At 51.5% G+C, this 15905-nt stretch carries 13 protein-coding genes; 6 read left to right on the top strand and 7 right to left on the bottom strand.

What is annotated here, in order from left to right; translation table 11 throughout:
• Positions 1 to 7: 7 nt before the first annotated feature.
• From ssb to CRO03_RS05275, 3 genes are all read right to left on the bottom strand, one after another.
• Positions 8 to 610 (bottom strand): single-stranded DNA-binding protein, encoded by a 603-nt coding sequence (gene ssb / locus CRO03_RS05285; RefSeq protein WP_097110585.1) that lies wholly within the window; start codon positions 608 to 610, stop codon positions 8 to 10.
• Positions 611 to 628: 18 nt separating this feature from the next.
• Positions 629 to 1993 carry an MFS transporter gene (locus CRO03_RS05280; RefSeq protein ID WP_097110584.1) on the bottom strand — a complete coding sequence of 455 codons (1365 nt, stop codon included), beginning with the start codon at positions 1991 to 1993 and terminating at the stop codon, positions 629 to 631.
• Between the two features lie 126 nt (positions 1994 to 2119).
• On the bottom strand, positions 2120 to 3346 hold the full coding sequence (locus CRO03_RS05275) for an MFS transporter (protein WP_097110583.1): 1227 nt from the start codon (positions 3344 to 3346) through the stop codon (positions 2120 to 2122).
• A 162-nt stretch (positions 3347 to 3508) separates the two neighbouring features.
• On the opposite strand from CRO03_RS05275, the gene CRO03_RS05270 reads away from it, so the two are divergent.
• Both CRO03_RS05270 and pgmB read left to right on the top strand, forming a co-directional pair.
• Positions 3509 to 5824, top strand: coding sequence for a glycoside hydrolase family 65 protein (locus CRO03_RS05270; protein ID WP_097110582.1), 2316 nt, complete (start codon positions 3509 to 3511; stop codon positions 5822 to 5824).
• A gap of 1 nt (position 5825) precedes the next feature.
• Entirely contained in the window at positions 5826 to 6473 is a 648-nt protein-coding gene (gene pgmB / locus CRO03_RS05265) for a beta-phosphoglucomutase (protein ID WP_097110581.1), read from the top strand.
• 325 nt (positions 6474 to 6798) lie between these two features.
• On the opposite strand, the gene CRO03_RS05260 is transcribed toward pgmB, so the two are convergent.
• Positions 6799 to 7830 (bottom strand): LacI family DNA-binding transcriptional regulator, encoded by a 1032-nt coding sequence (locus tag CRO03_RS05260; RefSeq protein ID WP_097110580.1) that lies wholly within the window; start codon positions 7828 to 7830, stop codon positions 6799 to 6801.
• A gap of 269 nt (positions 7831 to 8099) precedes the next feature.
• Here CRO03_RS05260 and CRO03_RS05255 point away from each other — a divergent pair, with 269 nt between their 5' ends.
• The 4 genes from CRO03_RS05255 to CRO03_RS05240 all read left to right on the top strand — a co-directional run bounded on the left by CRO03_RS05255 (position 8100) and on the right by CRO03_RS05240 (position 14335).
• Complete coding sequence (locus CRO03_RS05255; RefSeq protein WP_097110579.1) at positions 8100 to 10370, top strand: TonB-dependent receptor; 2271 nt, start codon at positions 8100 to 8102, stop codon at positions 10368 to 10370.
• A gap of 382 nt (positions 10371 to 10752) precedes the next feature.
• Entirely contained in the window at positions 10753 to 13575 is a 2823-nt protein-coding gene (uvrA, locus tag CRO03_RS05250; protein ID WP_097110578.1) for an excinuclease ABC subunit UvrA, read from the top strand.
• A 68-nt stretch (positions 13576 to 13643) separates the two neighbouring features.
• Positions 13644 to 13946: a type II toxin-antitoxin system HigB family toxin gene (locus tag CRO03_RS05245; RefSeq protein WP_097110577.1), complete on the top strand. Its 303-nt coding sequence runs from the start codon at positions 13644 to 13646 to the stop codon at positions 13944 to 13946.
• Positions 13947 to 13960: 14 nt separating this feature from the next.
• The gene (locus tag CRO03_RS05240; protein WP_425426984.1) at positions 13961 to 14335 is read left to right on the top strand and encodes a helix-turn-helix domain-containing protein; all 375 of its coding nucleotides are present in this window, start codon (positions 13961 to 13963) and stop codon (positions 14333 to 14335) included.
• Here the strand turns inward: CRO03_RS05240 and CRO03_RS05235 are convergent.
• The 3 genes from CRO03_RS05235 to CRO03_RS05225 form a co-directional block, all read right to left on the bottom strand.
• Positions 14332 to 14793 (bottom strand): methyltransferase family protein, encoded by a 462-nt coding sequence (locus CRO03_RS05235; RefSeq protein WP_097110576.1) that lies wholly within the window; start codon positions 14791 to 14793, stop codon positions 14332 to 14334. The two genes, CRO03_RS05240 and CRO03_RS05235, sit on opposite strands and share 4 nt — an antisense overlap.
• Before the next feature lie 159 nt (positions 14794 to 14952).
• Positions 14953 to 15105, bottom strand: a complete 153-nt coding sequence (locus CRO03_RS05230) for a hypothetical protein (RefSeq protein WP_212682350.1) — start codon at positions 15103 to 15105, stop codon at positions 14953 to 14955.
• Positions 15083 to 15862, bottom strand: coding sequence for an HNH endonuclease (locus CRO03_RS05225; protein ID WP_097110575.1), 780 nt, complete (start codon positions 15860 to 15862; stop codon positions 15083 to 15085). The genes CRO03_RS05230 and CRO03_RS05225 overlap by 23 nt, the downstream gene beginning before the upstream one ends.
• Positions 15863 to 15905 lie beyond the last annotated feature (43 nt).

The following is a 15905-nucleotide window of genomic DNA, read 5'->3' as shown; positions in this document are numbered from 1 at the left end:
AACGATGTCAAAAAGGGATATCGTCGTCAAAGTCGATAGGTGGTTCCATTGGCGGCCGTTGTTGCCCCTGTGCTGGCTGATTGCCACCCTGTTGGGCAGGTTTCTGATAGCCACCTTGCTGTGGTGAGTTCTGAGCAGGCGCCTGCTGATAGCCACTACCTTGCTGTGGTTGTTGATAGCCGCCACCTTGCTGAGCGGGTTGCTGTTGCGCCGGACGCTGATAACCGCCCTGCTGGCCGCCACCCATGCCGCCGCCCTGCTGCTGACCATCACCCCGGCCATCCAGCATTTGCAGCTCGTTGGCGACGATTTCAGTGGTATAGCGCTCAACGCCGTCTTTATCAGTCCATTTGCGGGTTTTCAGTTTACCTTCAATATAAACCTTGCTGCCTTTACGCAGATATTCACCGGCAATTTCAGCCAGACGCTGATAAATTACCACCCGGTGCCATTCAGTCTGCTCTTTTTTCTCGTTGGTGTTTTTGTCGGTCCAGCTTTCTGAGGTGGCCAGTGTCATATTAGCGACGGCGCCACCCTGTGGCATGTAACGCACTTCCGGGTCGGCGCCCAGATTGCCGATTAAGATAACTTTATTAATTCCACGCGCCATGCGATTTCTCCTGAAAAATTAGGGTTGGCTTGTACCAACCAATGTCCGGGCCTGTGCCAGGTCAAATTGCTGCGAACTGACTTTTAAATAACAGCGTTGTTCGGCCAGTAAAATAGTGACTTCCTGCACGCCGCTAAGCTCAGCTAAGCGACCGGCCATTACGCTGGCCTCTTGCTCTGAATTGACCTGCACCGCCAGCGACAAACGCTGGGCCCGGGCAGGCACCTGCATCGTCCGGGCAATAAGCAGCCATATTAAACCAATACCGGCTAAAACGGCAAACACCAATCCATAACTAAAGTGCTGCGCGATCAGACCGCCAATCAGGCCGCCGGCGAAAGCCCCGAAAAACTGGCTGCTGGAGTAGATGCCCATGGCGCTGCCGCGCTGTCCGGCCGGTGCAACCCGCGACACCATTGCCGGCAAACTGGCCTCTAAAAAATTAAAACCGGTAAAAAATATTAGCAGAGCGGCAATTAACCACCATAAGTCAGTGGCAATAAAAGCCAGTAACATAGCAATAATCAGCAAGCTGATCGCTACCAGAAAATAACCTTTTTCCTGCTGCCGGCGCATAGCGATGATCATCATTGGCACCATTAGCACAAAAGAGCCAAGCAGCACCGGCAAATACACCAGCCAATGTTGATCGGCTGCCAGTTGATACTGGCTAAGCAACAACGGCAGGGCAACAAACATGGCAGTCAGCATTAAATGTAGCAGTAAAACGCCAATATCGAGCTGCAATAACTGGCGGTGTCTGACAATATTGAGCAAAGTAGCGGGTACGGCCAGCGTTTCTGCTGCCGGTGCTTTACTGACGCTTTTCGGTACCAGCAGCGCCACGATCAGCATCGCGCAGCAAGCCAACACAGCGGTAAACCAGAACACGCCACTTAAACCAGCCCATTTAGCCAGCAGTGGCCCGGCGACCATCGCCAGCGCAAACGACAAGCCAATACTGGCGCCAATAATAGCCATCACTTTCGGGCGCTGCTCATCGCGGGTTAAATCGGCGGCCAGCGCCAGCACCGCGCCGGCAATAGCACCGGCGCCCTGCAAAATACGACCGAAAGTGACCATGTACACCGAGTCAGCCAGTGCCGCCACTACCGAGCCCAGCACAAATAACGCCAGGCCCAGCAGCATCACTTTATGCCGGCCAATCCGGTCAGACAGCCAGCCAAACGGAATTTGCAAAATGGCCTGAGTCAGGCCATAGGCGCCAATGGCCAGGCCTATCCACAGCGGTGAGTAGCCAATAAGTTCAGTGCCGTACAGTGCAAATACCGGCAGCAACATAAACAGGCCCAGCATCCGGGTTAAGAACACCAGCGCCAGCGCCAGTGCTGCCCGTTTTTCAATAGCGTTCAGTTGATCCATTAATTTTGATTAACAGCCGAAATAAGCGCGCAAGTGTAGCACAGAACCCGCCCGCTTTAAGTGGATTTACCGGCTATTGCATCGCATCAAACGATATTGTGTTAGCTGCACAGAAAAGCGAACTAATTACCCTGCAACCAACTTGCTTTGCCGGCGTAGCAGAGCAACGGACAATAACAACAGGCTGAGCGGCAGCAAGGACAAATAAAACGCAGTCTGGCCGCTGAAACTGGCAAAGGTATAGCCGGTTACAATCGAGCCGGTAGTGCCACCAAGTGCAGAAAACACCACAATTAAACCGGTCATCGGCGCATGCTGCACTTTCGGCAGGGCACTTAAGATCACCGAGTTAATCACCGGATATATCGGCGCCATAAATAAGCCTATTAACGGGAATAAATAGGCGGCCAGTGGCGCATTAAGCAAACTGACATCCGCGGCCACTTGCACATTATTAGTTAACGGCAACGTCAGCAAAATTAACGCTGCCATGCACGCCAGACAAATATTCAGCAGCCAGTACCAGCTTAAATGTTTCAGCACCACACCCGCCGCCAGCCGGCCCAGTGCCAGACTGGCAGCAAAGATACTGGTTAACTGCACGCTCAGCTGATTGGGCAGGCTAAGTACTTCGTTGTTAAACGTCGGCAACCAGCTGCCAATGCCCTGCTCAATTAATACATATAAAAAGGCTGAAACCACAAACACAAATACCAGCGGCCGGTACACCAGTTTAATCATCGCCAGAAAATCCTGGGCGGCATGACTGACTTTCGGCAGGTCGAGTGCTGGAAAACGGGTGCTGAGCAACAACAACAGGTTCAGTGCCGATAAGCCGGCCAGCCACCAGTATACCTGCAGCCAGTCGGCGGATTGCGGTGCGGTTGGGTCCATAAAGGCAGCAAACACCCAGTAGCCACTGAGCACGCCCAGCATAAAAAAGCCTTCGATAAAATTCAGTAACGACGCGTGCTCGGCATTGGTGCGGGTAACCACACCAATACTGGCATACACTGATACCTTAATCAGTGCGAAACTGGCGCCAACGGTCAAAAACAATAACTTGGTCGTTAAAAACGACGGCAACAGGGGCATCGCCAGACACGCCAGAGTAACCAGACTAACGCCAATCAGCATGGCATTTTTATAACCCAACCGTGGCAGCCAGGCGGCAATTAAAAATGACACTATGGCAATCGGGATATCTTTAAAGCCTTCCAGCACACTGGCTGCTTCTTTAGTGATCTGATAGGTGTGGATCACCTGCAGGATCACGGTGCCGACACTGTTCAGCAAAATTGCAAAAACAAAGTAGGTAAGCAGTAAAGCCAGTTTTATTCTGAGCGTTGCCATATTGTTATACTCTTTTTCAGGCCCTGCCTGGTGGCAGTTGTTGGTTTTTTACCCTGTTGCCAACGACTATACAATGTTTTAATTGTCAATTGCAATCGATTGCAAAAGCAATTTAAAACCGTGTATAGTGCCAGTATCGCAAGTTGCTACAAGGAAATACTGATGACAATGCAAGCAGATATCACCAAAGCGTTGGGAGTCGCGCCCTGGCAACTGGCTGACGACAGCTACCGACCTGAGCTGCATATGTTAAAAGAAACCCTGCTGAGTTTGGGCAATGGCTATATTGGCAGCCGCGGCAGCTTTGACGAAGCGCTGCCCGCAGGAGTAAACCACTGCGAAGGTACCTACTTAAACGGCGTATACAGCAGCGAACCGATAACCTATGGCGAAAGCGCCTATGGCTTTGCTCGCAATAATCATAAAATGCTGCAGGTTGCCAATGGCAAAGTAATGCAACTGACCGTCGATGGCGAAACCGTTACCATTAGTGGCGCCAGTAGCCATAGCCGTCAGCTGGATTTGAAAACCGGGGTACTTGAACGACAATGGCAGTGGCAAGGCCAGAGTGGCAAACGGCTGCAACTGCATAGCCGGCGTTTTATTTCCCAGGCCAATCCGCATTTACTGGCAATTGAATTGACTATTACCGCCCTTAACTTCAGTGGCGATATTCAGCTTGATAGCTTACTGGATGCCGGCTATCCCGGTTTTCAGAAGAAGGATGACCCGCGGGTCGGCATAATGTCGATAGCCGACAGCCTGCGTTTGCTGCAACAGAGTTGTGACAGCGAGCAAGCGATGATGCTGCATCAAGCCCATGGCAGCGGCAGCACTGTCGCGGCAGCCATCAGCCATCAGCTACCCGCTGCGGCCAAATGGGCGGCAAATCACCAAAACGAACACTGTATCAGTCAGCAGTTTCAGCTAAGCCTGACAGAAGGCGAGCCGTTAACATTGCATAAACTGGTAGTGTATTGCCACAGCAATGAGCAAGGCGACGTTAGTAAGCTGCAGCAGCAGGCCAACACCTTGTTACAGCAAGCTTCTGCGCAGAGCTTTGCCAGCCATTTGGCTGCGCATCAGCAATACTGGTCGCAGTTCTGGCAGCAGGCCGATGTGAAAATTGGTGGCGACACGGCGCTACAACAAGGGATCCGCTTTAATTTATTCAGCCTGGCCCAAGCCGCCGGCCGCAATGGCACAAGCAATATCGGCGCTAAGGGCTTAACTGGCCCGGGCTACGATGGCCATTATTTCTGGGATACTGAAATATACGTGGTGCCGGTACTGAGCCTGACCCAACCCGAAACCGCCCGCCAGTTACTGAGCCATCGTTACAGTCAGCTTGACGCGGCACGAACGCGGGCCCGGCAAATGTCCCATAGCCGTGGTGCTTTGTATCCGTGGCGCACTATCGGCGGCGAAGAGTGCTCGGCCTATTTCCCGGCCGGCACGGCGCAGTATCACATCAACGCAGCTATCGCCTATGCCATTCGCAGCTATTATCTGGCTACCGCCGATAATGATTTTATCCGCGAGATGGGCGCTGAAATGCTGCTCGAGACCAGCCGGCTCTGGCTGGAGCTGGGCTTTTTTAATCCGCGCCACGGCAACCGTTTTGAAATTCACCAGGTAACCGGGCCGGATGAATACACCGCTATTGTGAATAATAATTTCTACACCAATGCCATGGTGCAGCTGCAACTGGAATTCAGCCTGCAGATTTTTGCTAAGTTTCCTGAGTTAGCCTTAAAGCTTGGGGTCAGCGATAGTGAGCTGGCCAACTGGCAACGCGCCGCTGAAAACATGTATCTACCGTATGACGAGCAACTGGCCGTACAGGCACAGGACGACAGCTTCTTAACTAAAAAACCCTGGGATTTTGCCAATACCCCAAGCGACAAGTACCCGCTGTTGCTGCACTATCACCCGCTGGTGATATACCGCCATCAGGTGTTAAAGCAAGCCGATACCGTGCTGGCTAATGTGCTGCTGGATAACCGGGTAAGCCCGGCGCAGAAAGCGCGCGACTTGGCCTATTACGAACCGCTGACCACCCACGACTCCAGCTTATCGGGTTGTATTCACAGTATTGCCTTTGCTGAAAGCGGCAGCATCGAGCAGGCCCATGCCTTTTTTGGCGATTCAGCGCGGATGGATTTAGATAACCACCATGGTAATACCGATGTGGGGGTGCATATTGCCTGCATGGCCGGTAGCTGGTTGTCGCTGGTAATGGGCTTTGCCGGCTTAAGAGTGCGTAATGACGGCTTGTATTTTCAGCCGCGTTTGCCGCACGGGTTACCCGAACTGGAGTTCCGGCTGTGTTATCAGGGCCGGGTGTTAAAAGTCAGTCTAAGCAAACAACAGGCGTGTTATCAGTTAATCTCTGGCGAACCACTAACCCTGCATCACGCCGGCCAGCCGCTGCAACTTAGTGTTGCTGCGCCGCTGCAATGCACAACAGGAGCCTGATATGACGGTTAAAGCGGTCATTTTTGACCTGGATGGTGTGCTAACCGATACCGCTCATTATCATTTCCAGGCCTGGCAGGCATTAGCGCACGAGCTAGGCATTGGCTTTACCGAGCAGGATAATGAACAGCTAAAAGGAGTCGATCGCTTAGGCTCGCTGCGTTGGATTTTGCAAAAAGCCAACCGACAACTGAGCGCCGCTGAAGAAGCCCGGCTGATGCAGCAGAAAAATCAGCACTACCTGGAGCTGATTGCCCATATGAGCCCGGCTGATTTATTCGCCGGCGTGCAGCCGTTATTCGCAGAGCTGCGCCAGAACGGCATTAAAATTGGCCTGGCTTCAGCCAGTAAAAATGCTGCCATGGTAGTAGAGCGTTTAGGTATCGCCAGCCAGTTTGATTACATTGCCGATGCCAATGATGTGGTTAACAGCAAACCCGACCCGGAAGTGTTTTTACTGGCCGCCAAAGGCCTGGGCGTAGCACCCGAGCACTGTATCGGAGTAGAGGATGCGGTAGCTGGCATAAAATCGATTAATCGCGCTGGCATGCAAGCGATAGGAATAGGTGAGCCCAAGGTGCTTAACAATGCGCTTAAGGTTTACCCAACAATACAGGCATTAAAACTGACTGACCTTATGAAACTCTAAAGCAAGTGGCGGTTAGCTTTGCTGACGGGGCGCCACAGAGTGTCTGAGCCCTGTAAGGGCGACAAATTCGTCCGGAATGAATTTGAACAGCTTTAGCTGGCTCGCGTAGGGCAGGACGCCCGGAGTAGTTGCTGTGGTGAGCCCGGCGGCAATGGTAACGCAAGCCACGACTACATTGCCCCCAGCTGGCCGGCTCATGCTCAGACATATAAGCAGAGACTTCAGACTGCAACAACCTGCCGGGCTCGACACAGCAACTCACTCGTGCTGAAGCACTCTCTCAGACACTCTGTGTCGCCCCAACAGGTATTCCAGTCTTTCGTCTTTAAGTACTGTTTCGCAAACTGGACTGGCGATCGACCAGCTTAACCGGCAACAGCTGTGATGCCGCTTTTCCGCCGTCAATCCGGCTTAACAATTCCGCTACCAGCAACTGGCCGCCGGCATGGGTATCCTGCTTAACCGTAGTTAACGACGGGGTGCAGTAGGCCGACATTGCAATATCATCAAAGCCGACTATTGCCACCTGCTGTGGCACCTTAATGCCATGCTCCAGCAAGGCCTTCATCGCCCCCATGGCAATGGCATCGCTGGCCGCAAAAATGCCATCCAGGCTGGCAAGCTGGTCAAATAATGCTTGCTGGGTCTGCAGATAACCGGCCTGGGCGGTAAAGTCAGTGTTTAGTTGCAAGGCAGGCTCAGGTTTAATACCCGCGGCGCGTAGCGCATCCTGATAGCCGAGGTAACGCATTTCAATTTCGGTATGGCGAATATCACCTAAAAAGGCAATGCGCTTACAGCCCTGCTTAATTAAATGAGCCACTGCCAGTTGCGCCCCCTGCCTGTTGTCCGAGCCAATTACCGGATACTGCTCGGTGCCGGTTGCTGCCCCCCAAAGCACAAAAGGCACCCCGGCCGCTGCCAGCTGATCGACCCGCGCATCATGTTCGCCCTGGCCAATGACTATCAGGCCATCGGCCCGTTTTGAATCAAAATAATAACTGCGCCAGTCCTTATCGGTGGTTTTGCTGGTGCTCAGCAACATGTCATAGCCCTTGGCGGTCAGTTCGTCGGCGATAACCCCAAGAATATCCAGTAAAAAGGGGTCACTGATCGCCTGCTGGGTTTTGGCATCAAATAAAATAATCACGGCAATAGTATGGCTTTTCTGCGTGCGTAAACTGCGGGCAGTCGCATTCACCTTAAACTGATGATCCGCGGCAATTTGCTGCACTTTCTGCCGGGTTTGGGCATTAATTACCGGATTATCACGCAGGGCACGCGACGCTGTCGATTCCGACACGCCGGCCAGTCTGGCAATATCGGCCAGGGTCATCACTTTTGCCGCTTGTTTCATGCTAATTTCCGTTGCTTCCTTCACGATTCACATCACCATTACCACTAGCATAATGCCTTAAGCGCCGCACCGGAGCAACGTCAGCTGGAAGTTGAGTATAACAAACTGCAGTTTAATGCTAATTATGTCTATGCAATCGTATGCAAAAACACTAAAAAGCGTATTGCAATCGATTGCATTATGCTTAAAAGTGTCCTAAGGTAAGTTTCGCCCGGCACAACATTAAAAAATACAGCCAGCGTTTTTATCAACAGGACAGGAGAATAAGAATGGCGTTAAAACTTAATAAAATTACCACAGCCATGGTAATGCTGTTCAGCTTACCCGTGGCTGCCCAGCAAAGCAGTGACAGCGAAGCGGCAAGCCGCACTGAAAATAACCAGATTGAACAAATTGTCGTTACCGGTAAAGCCAGCGGCATGACCGGCTTAAAAGTAGATACCAGTTATGCAGTAACCAATGTCTCGGCTGAGAACATTACCCGGCTCTCCCCGAAAAGCACTGCGGAACTCTTTACCGTAGTACCTGGGGTCTGGGCCGAGAGTTCCGGCGGAGTAGCCGGGGCCAATGTGTTTGTCCGTGGCTTTCCCAGCACCGGCGATGCCCCCTTTCTGACGATTCAGCTCAACGGCGCGCCGATTTTCCCGCCGCCAACCTTGTCGTTTTTAGAAAACTCCTCTATTTTCCGGCTGGATGAAACCATTCATTTTATGGAAGCGCTGCGTGGCGGCTCTACCCCGGTGTTATCGAATGGCCAGCCCGGTTTAACCACTAACTTTTTATTAAAAGAAGGCAGCGATATTACCGAAGGTCTGGTGAAGTTTTCGACCTCCAGCTATGGTCTGCGCCGGGTAGATGGCGTGATCAGCGGTGAAATTGCCGATGACTTATACATTATGGCCGGCGGTTACATCAGCAGCTCTGAAGGGCCGCGCGAAGTGGGTTTTAATGCCGAAGAAGGCCATCAGTTCACTATTAACCTGACCAAAGATTTAGATAACGGCAAAATTAATGTCTATACCCGCCAGACCGACGACAGCGGCGTATGGCATTTACCGGTGCCCATTAACGTGGCCGGGGTAGATAACAGCTACAGCCAGATTGGCCCGAATAACCGCTTAGGCCGCATTGCCTTTGGCCCGGATAATCAACAGCAAAGCTATGATTTTGGCGATGGCCGCGGCTGGAAAGGCGGTATTACCGGCGGCACCATCGATTTAGACTTAACCGACAGCTGGCGCCTGATGTACCGTTTCAGCCATATCGCCGGTGAAGCCAATACCTTTGGTCTGGTGTCGGAGGGCGGTGCCACCACCCTGGGTAATGTTGCCGGCGTTAACGGCCCGGTTACCGGCGCAGTCAGCGGCGACAGCTATGATAACGATACCGTGGTACAGCAAATTGGCCGCTGGGTGGTATTAAAAGATATCGAAGCCTTTACCAATGATATCGCCTTTAGCAAAACCACCGACAAGGCGGTATTTACCCTGGGCTACTACGCCACGAATTTTTCGGTACAGGACTGGTGGTCTATTGGTAACCAACAATGGCACGTGGTAGAGAAAGGCGGCGAAGCACTGGTCGGCATTGACTGTAACGACAGCCTGGCCAGCTGCAGCTGGAACTATGATATCGACGCCACCGGTGATGGCAATACCAGTGCTTTTTACGGCGCATTGGAGTATCAGTTTAATGACCAGTGGCGGGTTGACGCCGGCCTGCGCCGGGAAAACCATAAAATTACCTATGTGGTTGATGAAGGCTTAACCGGCGCCATCAGCAAGGCGATTGACTACGACGAGTCAGAGATTGCCTGGACCGCCGGCGTAAACTGGATGTGGCAACCAAATATGGGCATGTTCGCCCGGATTAATAAAGGCAATAAAATGCCGTTTTTTGATGACTTCCGCGATAACTTCGGCGCCTTTGAAAGCGGCGACAAGCTGATTAAAGAAGTGACCCAGTATGAGCTGGGTTATAAATGGGCCGAACAAAACTACAGCTTATATGTTACCGGTTTTGCCAACGAAGTGGACGGTGAATTGTTTGTATCCCGCCCCGGTGCGCCGGCTGAAGTGTTGACTACCGAAGCGCTTGGGGTAGAAATTGATGCCAATTACCGGGCCGATAATGGCTTTGCCATTAACCTGAACGCCACGCTGCAGGATACCGAAATTACCAACCATCCGGACCCGCTGATCATTGGCAAGCAAGCAATCCGCCAGCCAGAGTGGATGCTTCGAATGACTCCAAGCTACGGCTTTGAGCTGCAGGATATGTATGCGACGGTGTATGGCACCCTGGCCAGCGTCGGCGACCGCTTTGGTGATAACGGCAACACGGTAAAACTGGAAGGTTACACCAAAATTGACCTTGGCCTGCAACTGGAACTGACGGAACAGTTAAAAGCCCAGCTGGCGGTAAGCAACCTGACCGACAAAGACGGCATAACCGAAGGCGATCCGCGCAGTGCCGGCAGCCCGAATGGCCGCTATATTATGCCGCGCAGTGTCGAGTTTAGTATCAGTTATACCTTTTAATTTTTACCTTAATCTCCCTTGCTTCACCCGTATTGCCTCCGCTTCGCGCGGGGGCTTTTTTATCAGCAATTAAAGCCAATTTAGCAGTATGCGCGTACTAACCACCTTACTTAGCTTCAGGTTACATGGTGACCCCGATAGCGAGGATTAGAACCCCGTTTCGGTCGCCACAGAGTGTCTGAGCCTCAAAAGGGTGAGTTGCTGTGGCGAGCCGGGGCGGGTGTTGTAATCCGCAGCCCCCACCCACACAACTAACCCTACGCTGATTAATCGCTATAACCGGCTAAACTAAGTTAGCTGGATTAGCTGGTTTTTTATTAATGCTATGTAGTGTATATTTGTACAGCTTTTGTGCCTTCACTGCTGATAACCGGAAACCGCAATGGATAAAATTGATATTCGGGGTGCCCGTACCCACAACCTGAAAAACATTTCGCTGCAAATTCCGCGCGACAAACTGATTGTGATCACCGGCTTATCGGGTTCCGGCAAGTCGTCACTGGCCTTTGACACCCTGTATGCCGAAGGGCAGCGCCGCTATGTCGAGTCATTATCGGCTTACGCCCGGCAGTTTTTAAGCATGATGGAGAAGCCCGATGTCGACCATATTGAAGGCTTGTCGCCGGCGATTTCAATTGAGCAAAAATCGACCTCACATAACCCGCGCTCCACTGTCGGCACCATTACCGAAATTTACGACTACCTGCGGCTGTTATTTGCCCGGGTGGGCGAGCCGCGTTGCCCGGTGCACGACCAGCCCCTGGCAGCACAAACCATTAGTGAAATGGTTGATAAAGTGACCGCCTTCCCTGAGGGCACCAAATTAATGGTACTGGCCCCGGTAGTGCAGGAGCGCAAAGGCGAGCACGTCAAAGCCCTGGAAAACCTGGCTGCCCAGGGTTATATCCGGGCCCGGATTGATGGCGAGGTATGTGACTTGTCTGACCCGCCGACGCTGGATTTGCATAAAAAACACACCATTGAAGTGGTGATAGACCGGATTAAAGTACGAGACGACATTAAACTGCGCTTAGCCGAATCATTTGAGACCGCGCTGGCGTTATCAGGTGGCGTGGCCAAAGTCGCCTTTATGGACGAACCGGACGCCGCCGAGCTGGTATTTTCAGCCAATTTTGCCTGCCCGACCTGTGGTTATTCAATGACCGAGCTGGAGCCGCGGCTGTTTTCATTTAATAACCCGGCCGGCGCCTGCCCCAGCTGTGATGGCCTGGGGGTAAAACAGTTTTTCGACCCGAATAAAGTAATTGTCAGTAACCAGCTAAGCCTGGCTGGCGGTGCGATTCGTGGCTGGGACAAACGTAATTTCTATTATTTTCAGATGCTGAAAGCACTGGCCGAGCATTACGGCTTTAAACTGGATGTGCCCTTCAGCAACCTGGAAAAAAAACAACAGGACGCGATTTTATACGGCAGCGGTAAAACCGTGGTCGACTTTAAATACCTGAACGACCGCGGTGATGTGGTACTACGCAGCCACCCGTTTGAAGGCATCGTACCCAATATGGAGCGGCGCTATCGCGAGACTGAATCAAATTCGGTACGGGAAGAGCTGAGCAAGTATCTGGCAACCCAGGCCTGCCCCAGCTGTCATGGCACCCGGCTGCGCACCGAAGCGCGCCATGTGTTTATTGGCAAAACCAACCTGCCAGAAATCGTTGAGCTATCAATAGGCGACTGTTTAGCCTTTTTCCAGCAGCTAAGCTTGCAGGGGCAGAAAGCCAAAATAGCCGAAAAAGTGTTAAAAGAAATTCAGGACCGGCTGAGCTTTCTGGTAAACGTTGGCCTGAACTACCTGAATTTATCGCGCAGCGCCGAAACCCTGTCGGGCGGAGAAGCGCAGCGTATTCGCCTGGCCAGTCAGATTGGCGCCGGCTTAGTCGGCGTAATGTATGTGCTGGATGAACCGTCAATAGGTCTGCACCAGCGCGATAACGAACGCTTACTCGGCACCCTGACGCATCTGCGCGACCTTGGTAACACGGTAATAGTAGTAGAACACGATGAAGATGCGGTGAGGCTGGCGGACCATATTATCGATATCGGCCCCGGCGCCGGGGTGCATGGCGGCCATATCGTGGCTCAGGGTACCATTGAGCAGATTATGGCAGAGCCCAAATCGTTAACCGGTCAGTATATGGCCGGTACCCGCAAAATTGCCGTGCCGGAAAAACGCACACCATTGACTGATAAATGGCTGGAAGTCATTGGCGCCAGCGGCAATAACCTGAAAAATGTCGATTTAGCCATCCCGTTCGGGGTAATGACCTGCATTACCGGCGTATCAGGCTCGGGTAAATCAACCCTGATTAATGACACCCTGTACCGGGTGGCGCACCGGGTGCTGAATAAAGGTGAGGGCGCCGATCCGGCACCGCACCATGAAATTAAAGGCCTGGATCATTTCGATAAAGTTATCGATATTGACCAGAGCCCGATTGGCCGCACGCCGCGCTCGAATGCCGCCACCTATACCGGTATCTTTACCGCAGTGCGCGAGCTGTTTGCCGGTACTCAGGAAGCGCGCTCGCGGGGTTATCAGGTCGGCCGTTTCAGCTTTAACGTTAAGGGCGGGCGCTGCGAAGCCTGTCAGGGCGATGGCCTGATTAAAGTGGAAATGCACTTTCTACCCGACGTTTATGTGCCGTGCGATGTTTGCAAAAGCAAACGCTACAACCGGGAAACGCTGGAGATTAAATATAAAGGCAAGAATATTCACGAAGTGCTGGATATGACAGTAGAAGACGCACTGGCCTTTTTTGAAGCGATACCAGCGGTAAAGCGTAAGCTGCAAACCCTGCAGGATGTGGGCCTGACCTATATTAAACTGGGCCAGTCGGCCACTACCTTATCCGGCGGTGAGGCACAACGGGTAAAACTGGCGCGCGAGCTGAGTAAACGCGACACCGGCAAAACCCTGTATATTCTGGACGAGCCGACTACCGGCCTGCATTTTTATGATATTCAGCAATTGCTGAACGTGCTGCACCGGCTGCGCGATCACGGCAATACCATAGTGGTGATTGAGCATAACCTGGATGTAATTAAAACCGCTGACTGGATAGTCGACTTAGGCCCGGAAGGCGGTAACGGCGGTGGCAAAATACTGGTGGCCGGCACCCCGGAGCAGGTAGCTGAGTGCAAAAAGTCCTACACCGGCCAGTATTTAAAGCCGTTGCTGGGGTAAGGTGCCATCTGAATGACGGATAAAAAATACACCATTGCAAAGTCCCATAATGGGACTATAATTGCGCTATGAGAATAATTGCACTCTCTACGTTAAAAGCATTCTGGCAGGATAAGCCGGAATATAGTGATGCCAAAGAGCCTATTCTCGCCTGGCATCGCCACGTATTAAGTGCAGACTGGCATTCGCCTGCAGATGTAAAACAAGATTTCAGGCATGCCAGCATTCTCAAAGATGGCAGAGTGGTATTCAACGTAGCTGGTAATAAGTATCGGCTGGTAGTGTGGATTAATTATGCCTACAAAGTCGTTTATGTGCGTTTTATCGGTACTCACAGCCAATATGATCAGATTGATGTGCAAACGATATAGTCGCCGGAGAAGCAATGATGGATATCAGACCTATCAAAAATGATGCCGACTACCGTGCAGCGTTGCATGAAGTCGAGCAACTGATGCTGGCTCAGCCGGATACGCCGGAGGGCGAGAAGTTAGATGTAATGGTTACACTGATTGAAGCTTATGAGGCTAAACATTTCCCCATGGATTTGCCCGATCCTGTTGAGGCTATAAAGTTTGAAATGGAACGAAAAGGCTTAACAGTTAAAGATCTGGAGCCAATGATTGGCAAAAGTAACCGGGTTTATGAAATTTTAAATCACAAACGCTCGCTTACTTTGAAAATGATCTGGCGGCTGCACGAGGGGTTGGGCATTCCGGCAGAGTCGCTGATTAAACCACCGGTAAACCTGTCAAATTAAAACCAACGCCTTACCTGTTTGGTATAGGTCTGATACTCCGCGCCAAATTTTTCCAGCAAATAACGCTCTTCCGGCGCTATCTGCCAGCGGTTCATATACAGCACGAACAGCGGCAACAATATCATAGCGGCCGCACTCATTAAGTAACAGGCCAGTGCGGTTAACAGCAATAAAAACCCTAAGTACATAGGGTTTCGGCTATAGCGGTAAATACCCCGAATTACCAGGCTGGAGGTTTGCTGCGGAATGCGTGGGTCTACTGTGGTATTGGCCCGGCGAAATGCCAGCACACCCGCTAACGCCACCGCTATACCAGAACCAGCCAGCACACCAGCCAACCCCTGCCCCCATAATGGAGGCAGCGCCACAGATGGCAACCATAGCGCCACCAGCCACATCGCTAGTGCAAACAGCACTACCAAAACAACCGGGGGGATTTTAAGTTCAAGTGCCTGCATTAAAGCCATCCGTGATTTTTCGTTTATGCATCATACTACTTACCATAGTTTATTAGCCAAATTCTGTGCAGTACAACACTTTTATGCGCAGAAAAGTGTTGGGTTTTCGCATTTTTATGCGCAGAAAAGTGTGAAGTTGGTGTCAGAGCCGTTATAAAATCAGGCCGCCGGCAGCTCAGCAAAGCTACTGCCGTGGTGCAGCCAATGCGTGATGTCTTCGGTAAGTTGTGGCAGAGGCGCCTTGTTCTTACCTTTTAGTGCACACTCCCAAACCAGCAACACCCGCCAGCTAAGCTCCCGCAGTTTGTCCATGACAACTTCGCTCAAAAATATGCTCACGATGGTAAGCTAAAAACTGTGCTGCTGGATAGAATTTCTCCGGCAAGGTTATGGGTTTACCATGAAAGTTTGCGATTGCTTCCTTAAAGAAGTGGTCATTTTTCACGCCGTCCTTGCTCGACACCACCACACAGTAATCTTCGCTTATGGTAATTAGTCCTAAATCAAAAGCTTTGTCATGCAACGCAGATAACGCCAAGCCATTATGTGGGTTTAAACGGTTATGCTCGTCAGCACTCCAGGGTACAATATGGCTGGCAACCAACAGCTTTGAATTAGCCAAACCACTAATACAACAACGCTGATCATAAGCACTTAATACGGCATTGCGGAAGAACTGTTGGCCAATTCTCACTTTCACCGCCGCGATTTTTGAAGTGGTCACCAACTCATTTTCAGTTACATCATTAATAACGACTTGACCAGTAAGCTCCTGTTCTGCTTGTGCCATGGCGATAGAGAACTCTACCCAATCGTGCTGCATTTCTTGCCACATGGCTTTGTCAGCGTTGGAAGCACCACTTAATCCAGAACGACCGGTGGAGGTAATGGCCGGATCCAGGCTAGCAATATTAGATAACTTCATTGCTAGTGCCGAAGGCGTCCGCTGTATTAAGTTTGCATATCGAATAACTTCTGGATTTCGAGAATGAAAACGACCAAAAGGTAAGCGGCAGTAAAGGCTAAACGCCACTAAGCTTTGCTGTCTGCTCCAGTGCGATACCGCCACGAACTACTCCATTGCTAAGCGATTACTTATCGTAAATAACCAT

This window comes from Arsukibacterium tuosuense (assembly GCF_900215315.1).
Classification (GTDB): Bacteria; Pseudomonadota; Gammaproteobacteria; order Enterobacterales; family Alteromonadaceae; genus Alishewanella; species Alishewanella tuosuense.
This window is presented reverse-complemented; position numbering and strand designations above follow the sequence as displayed.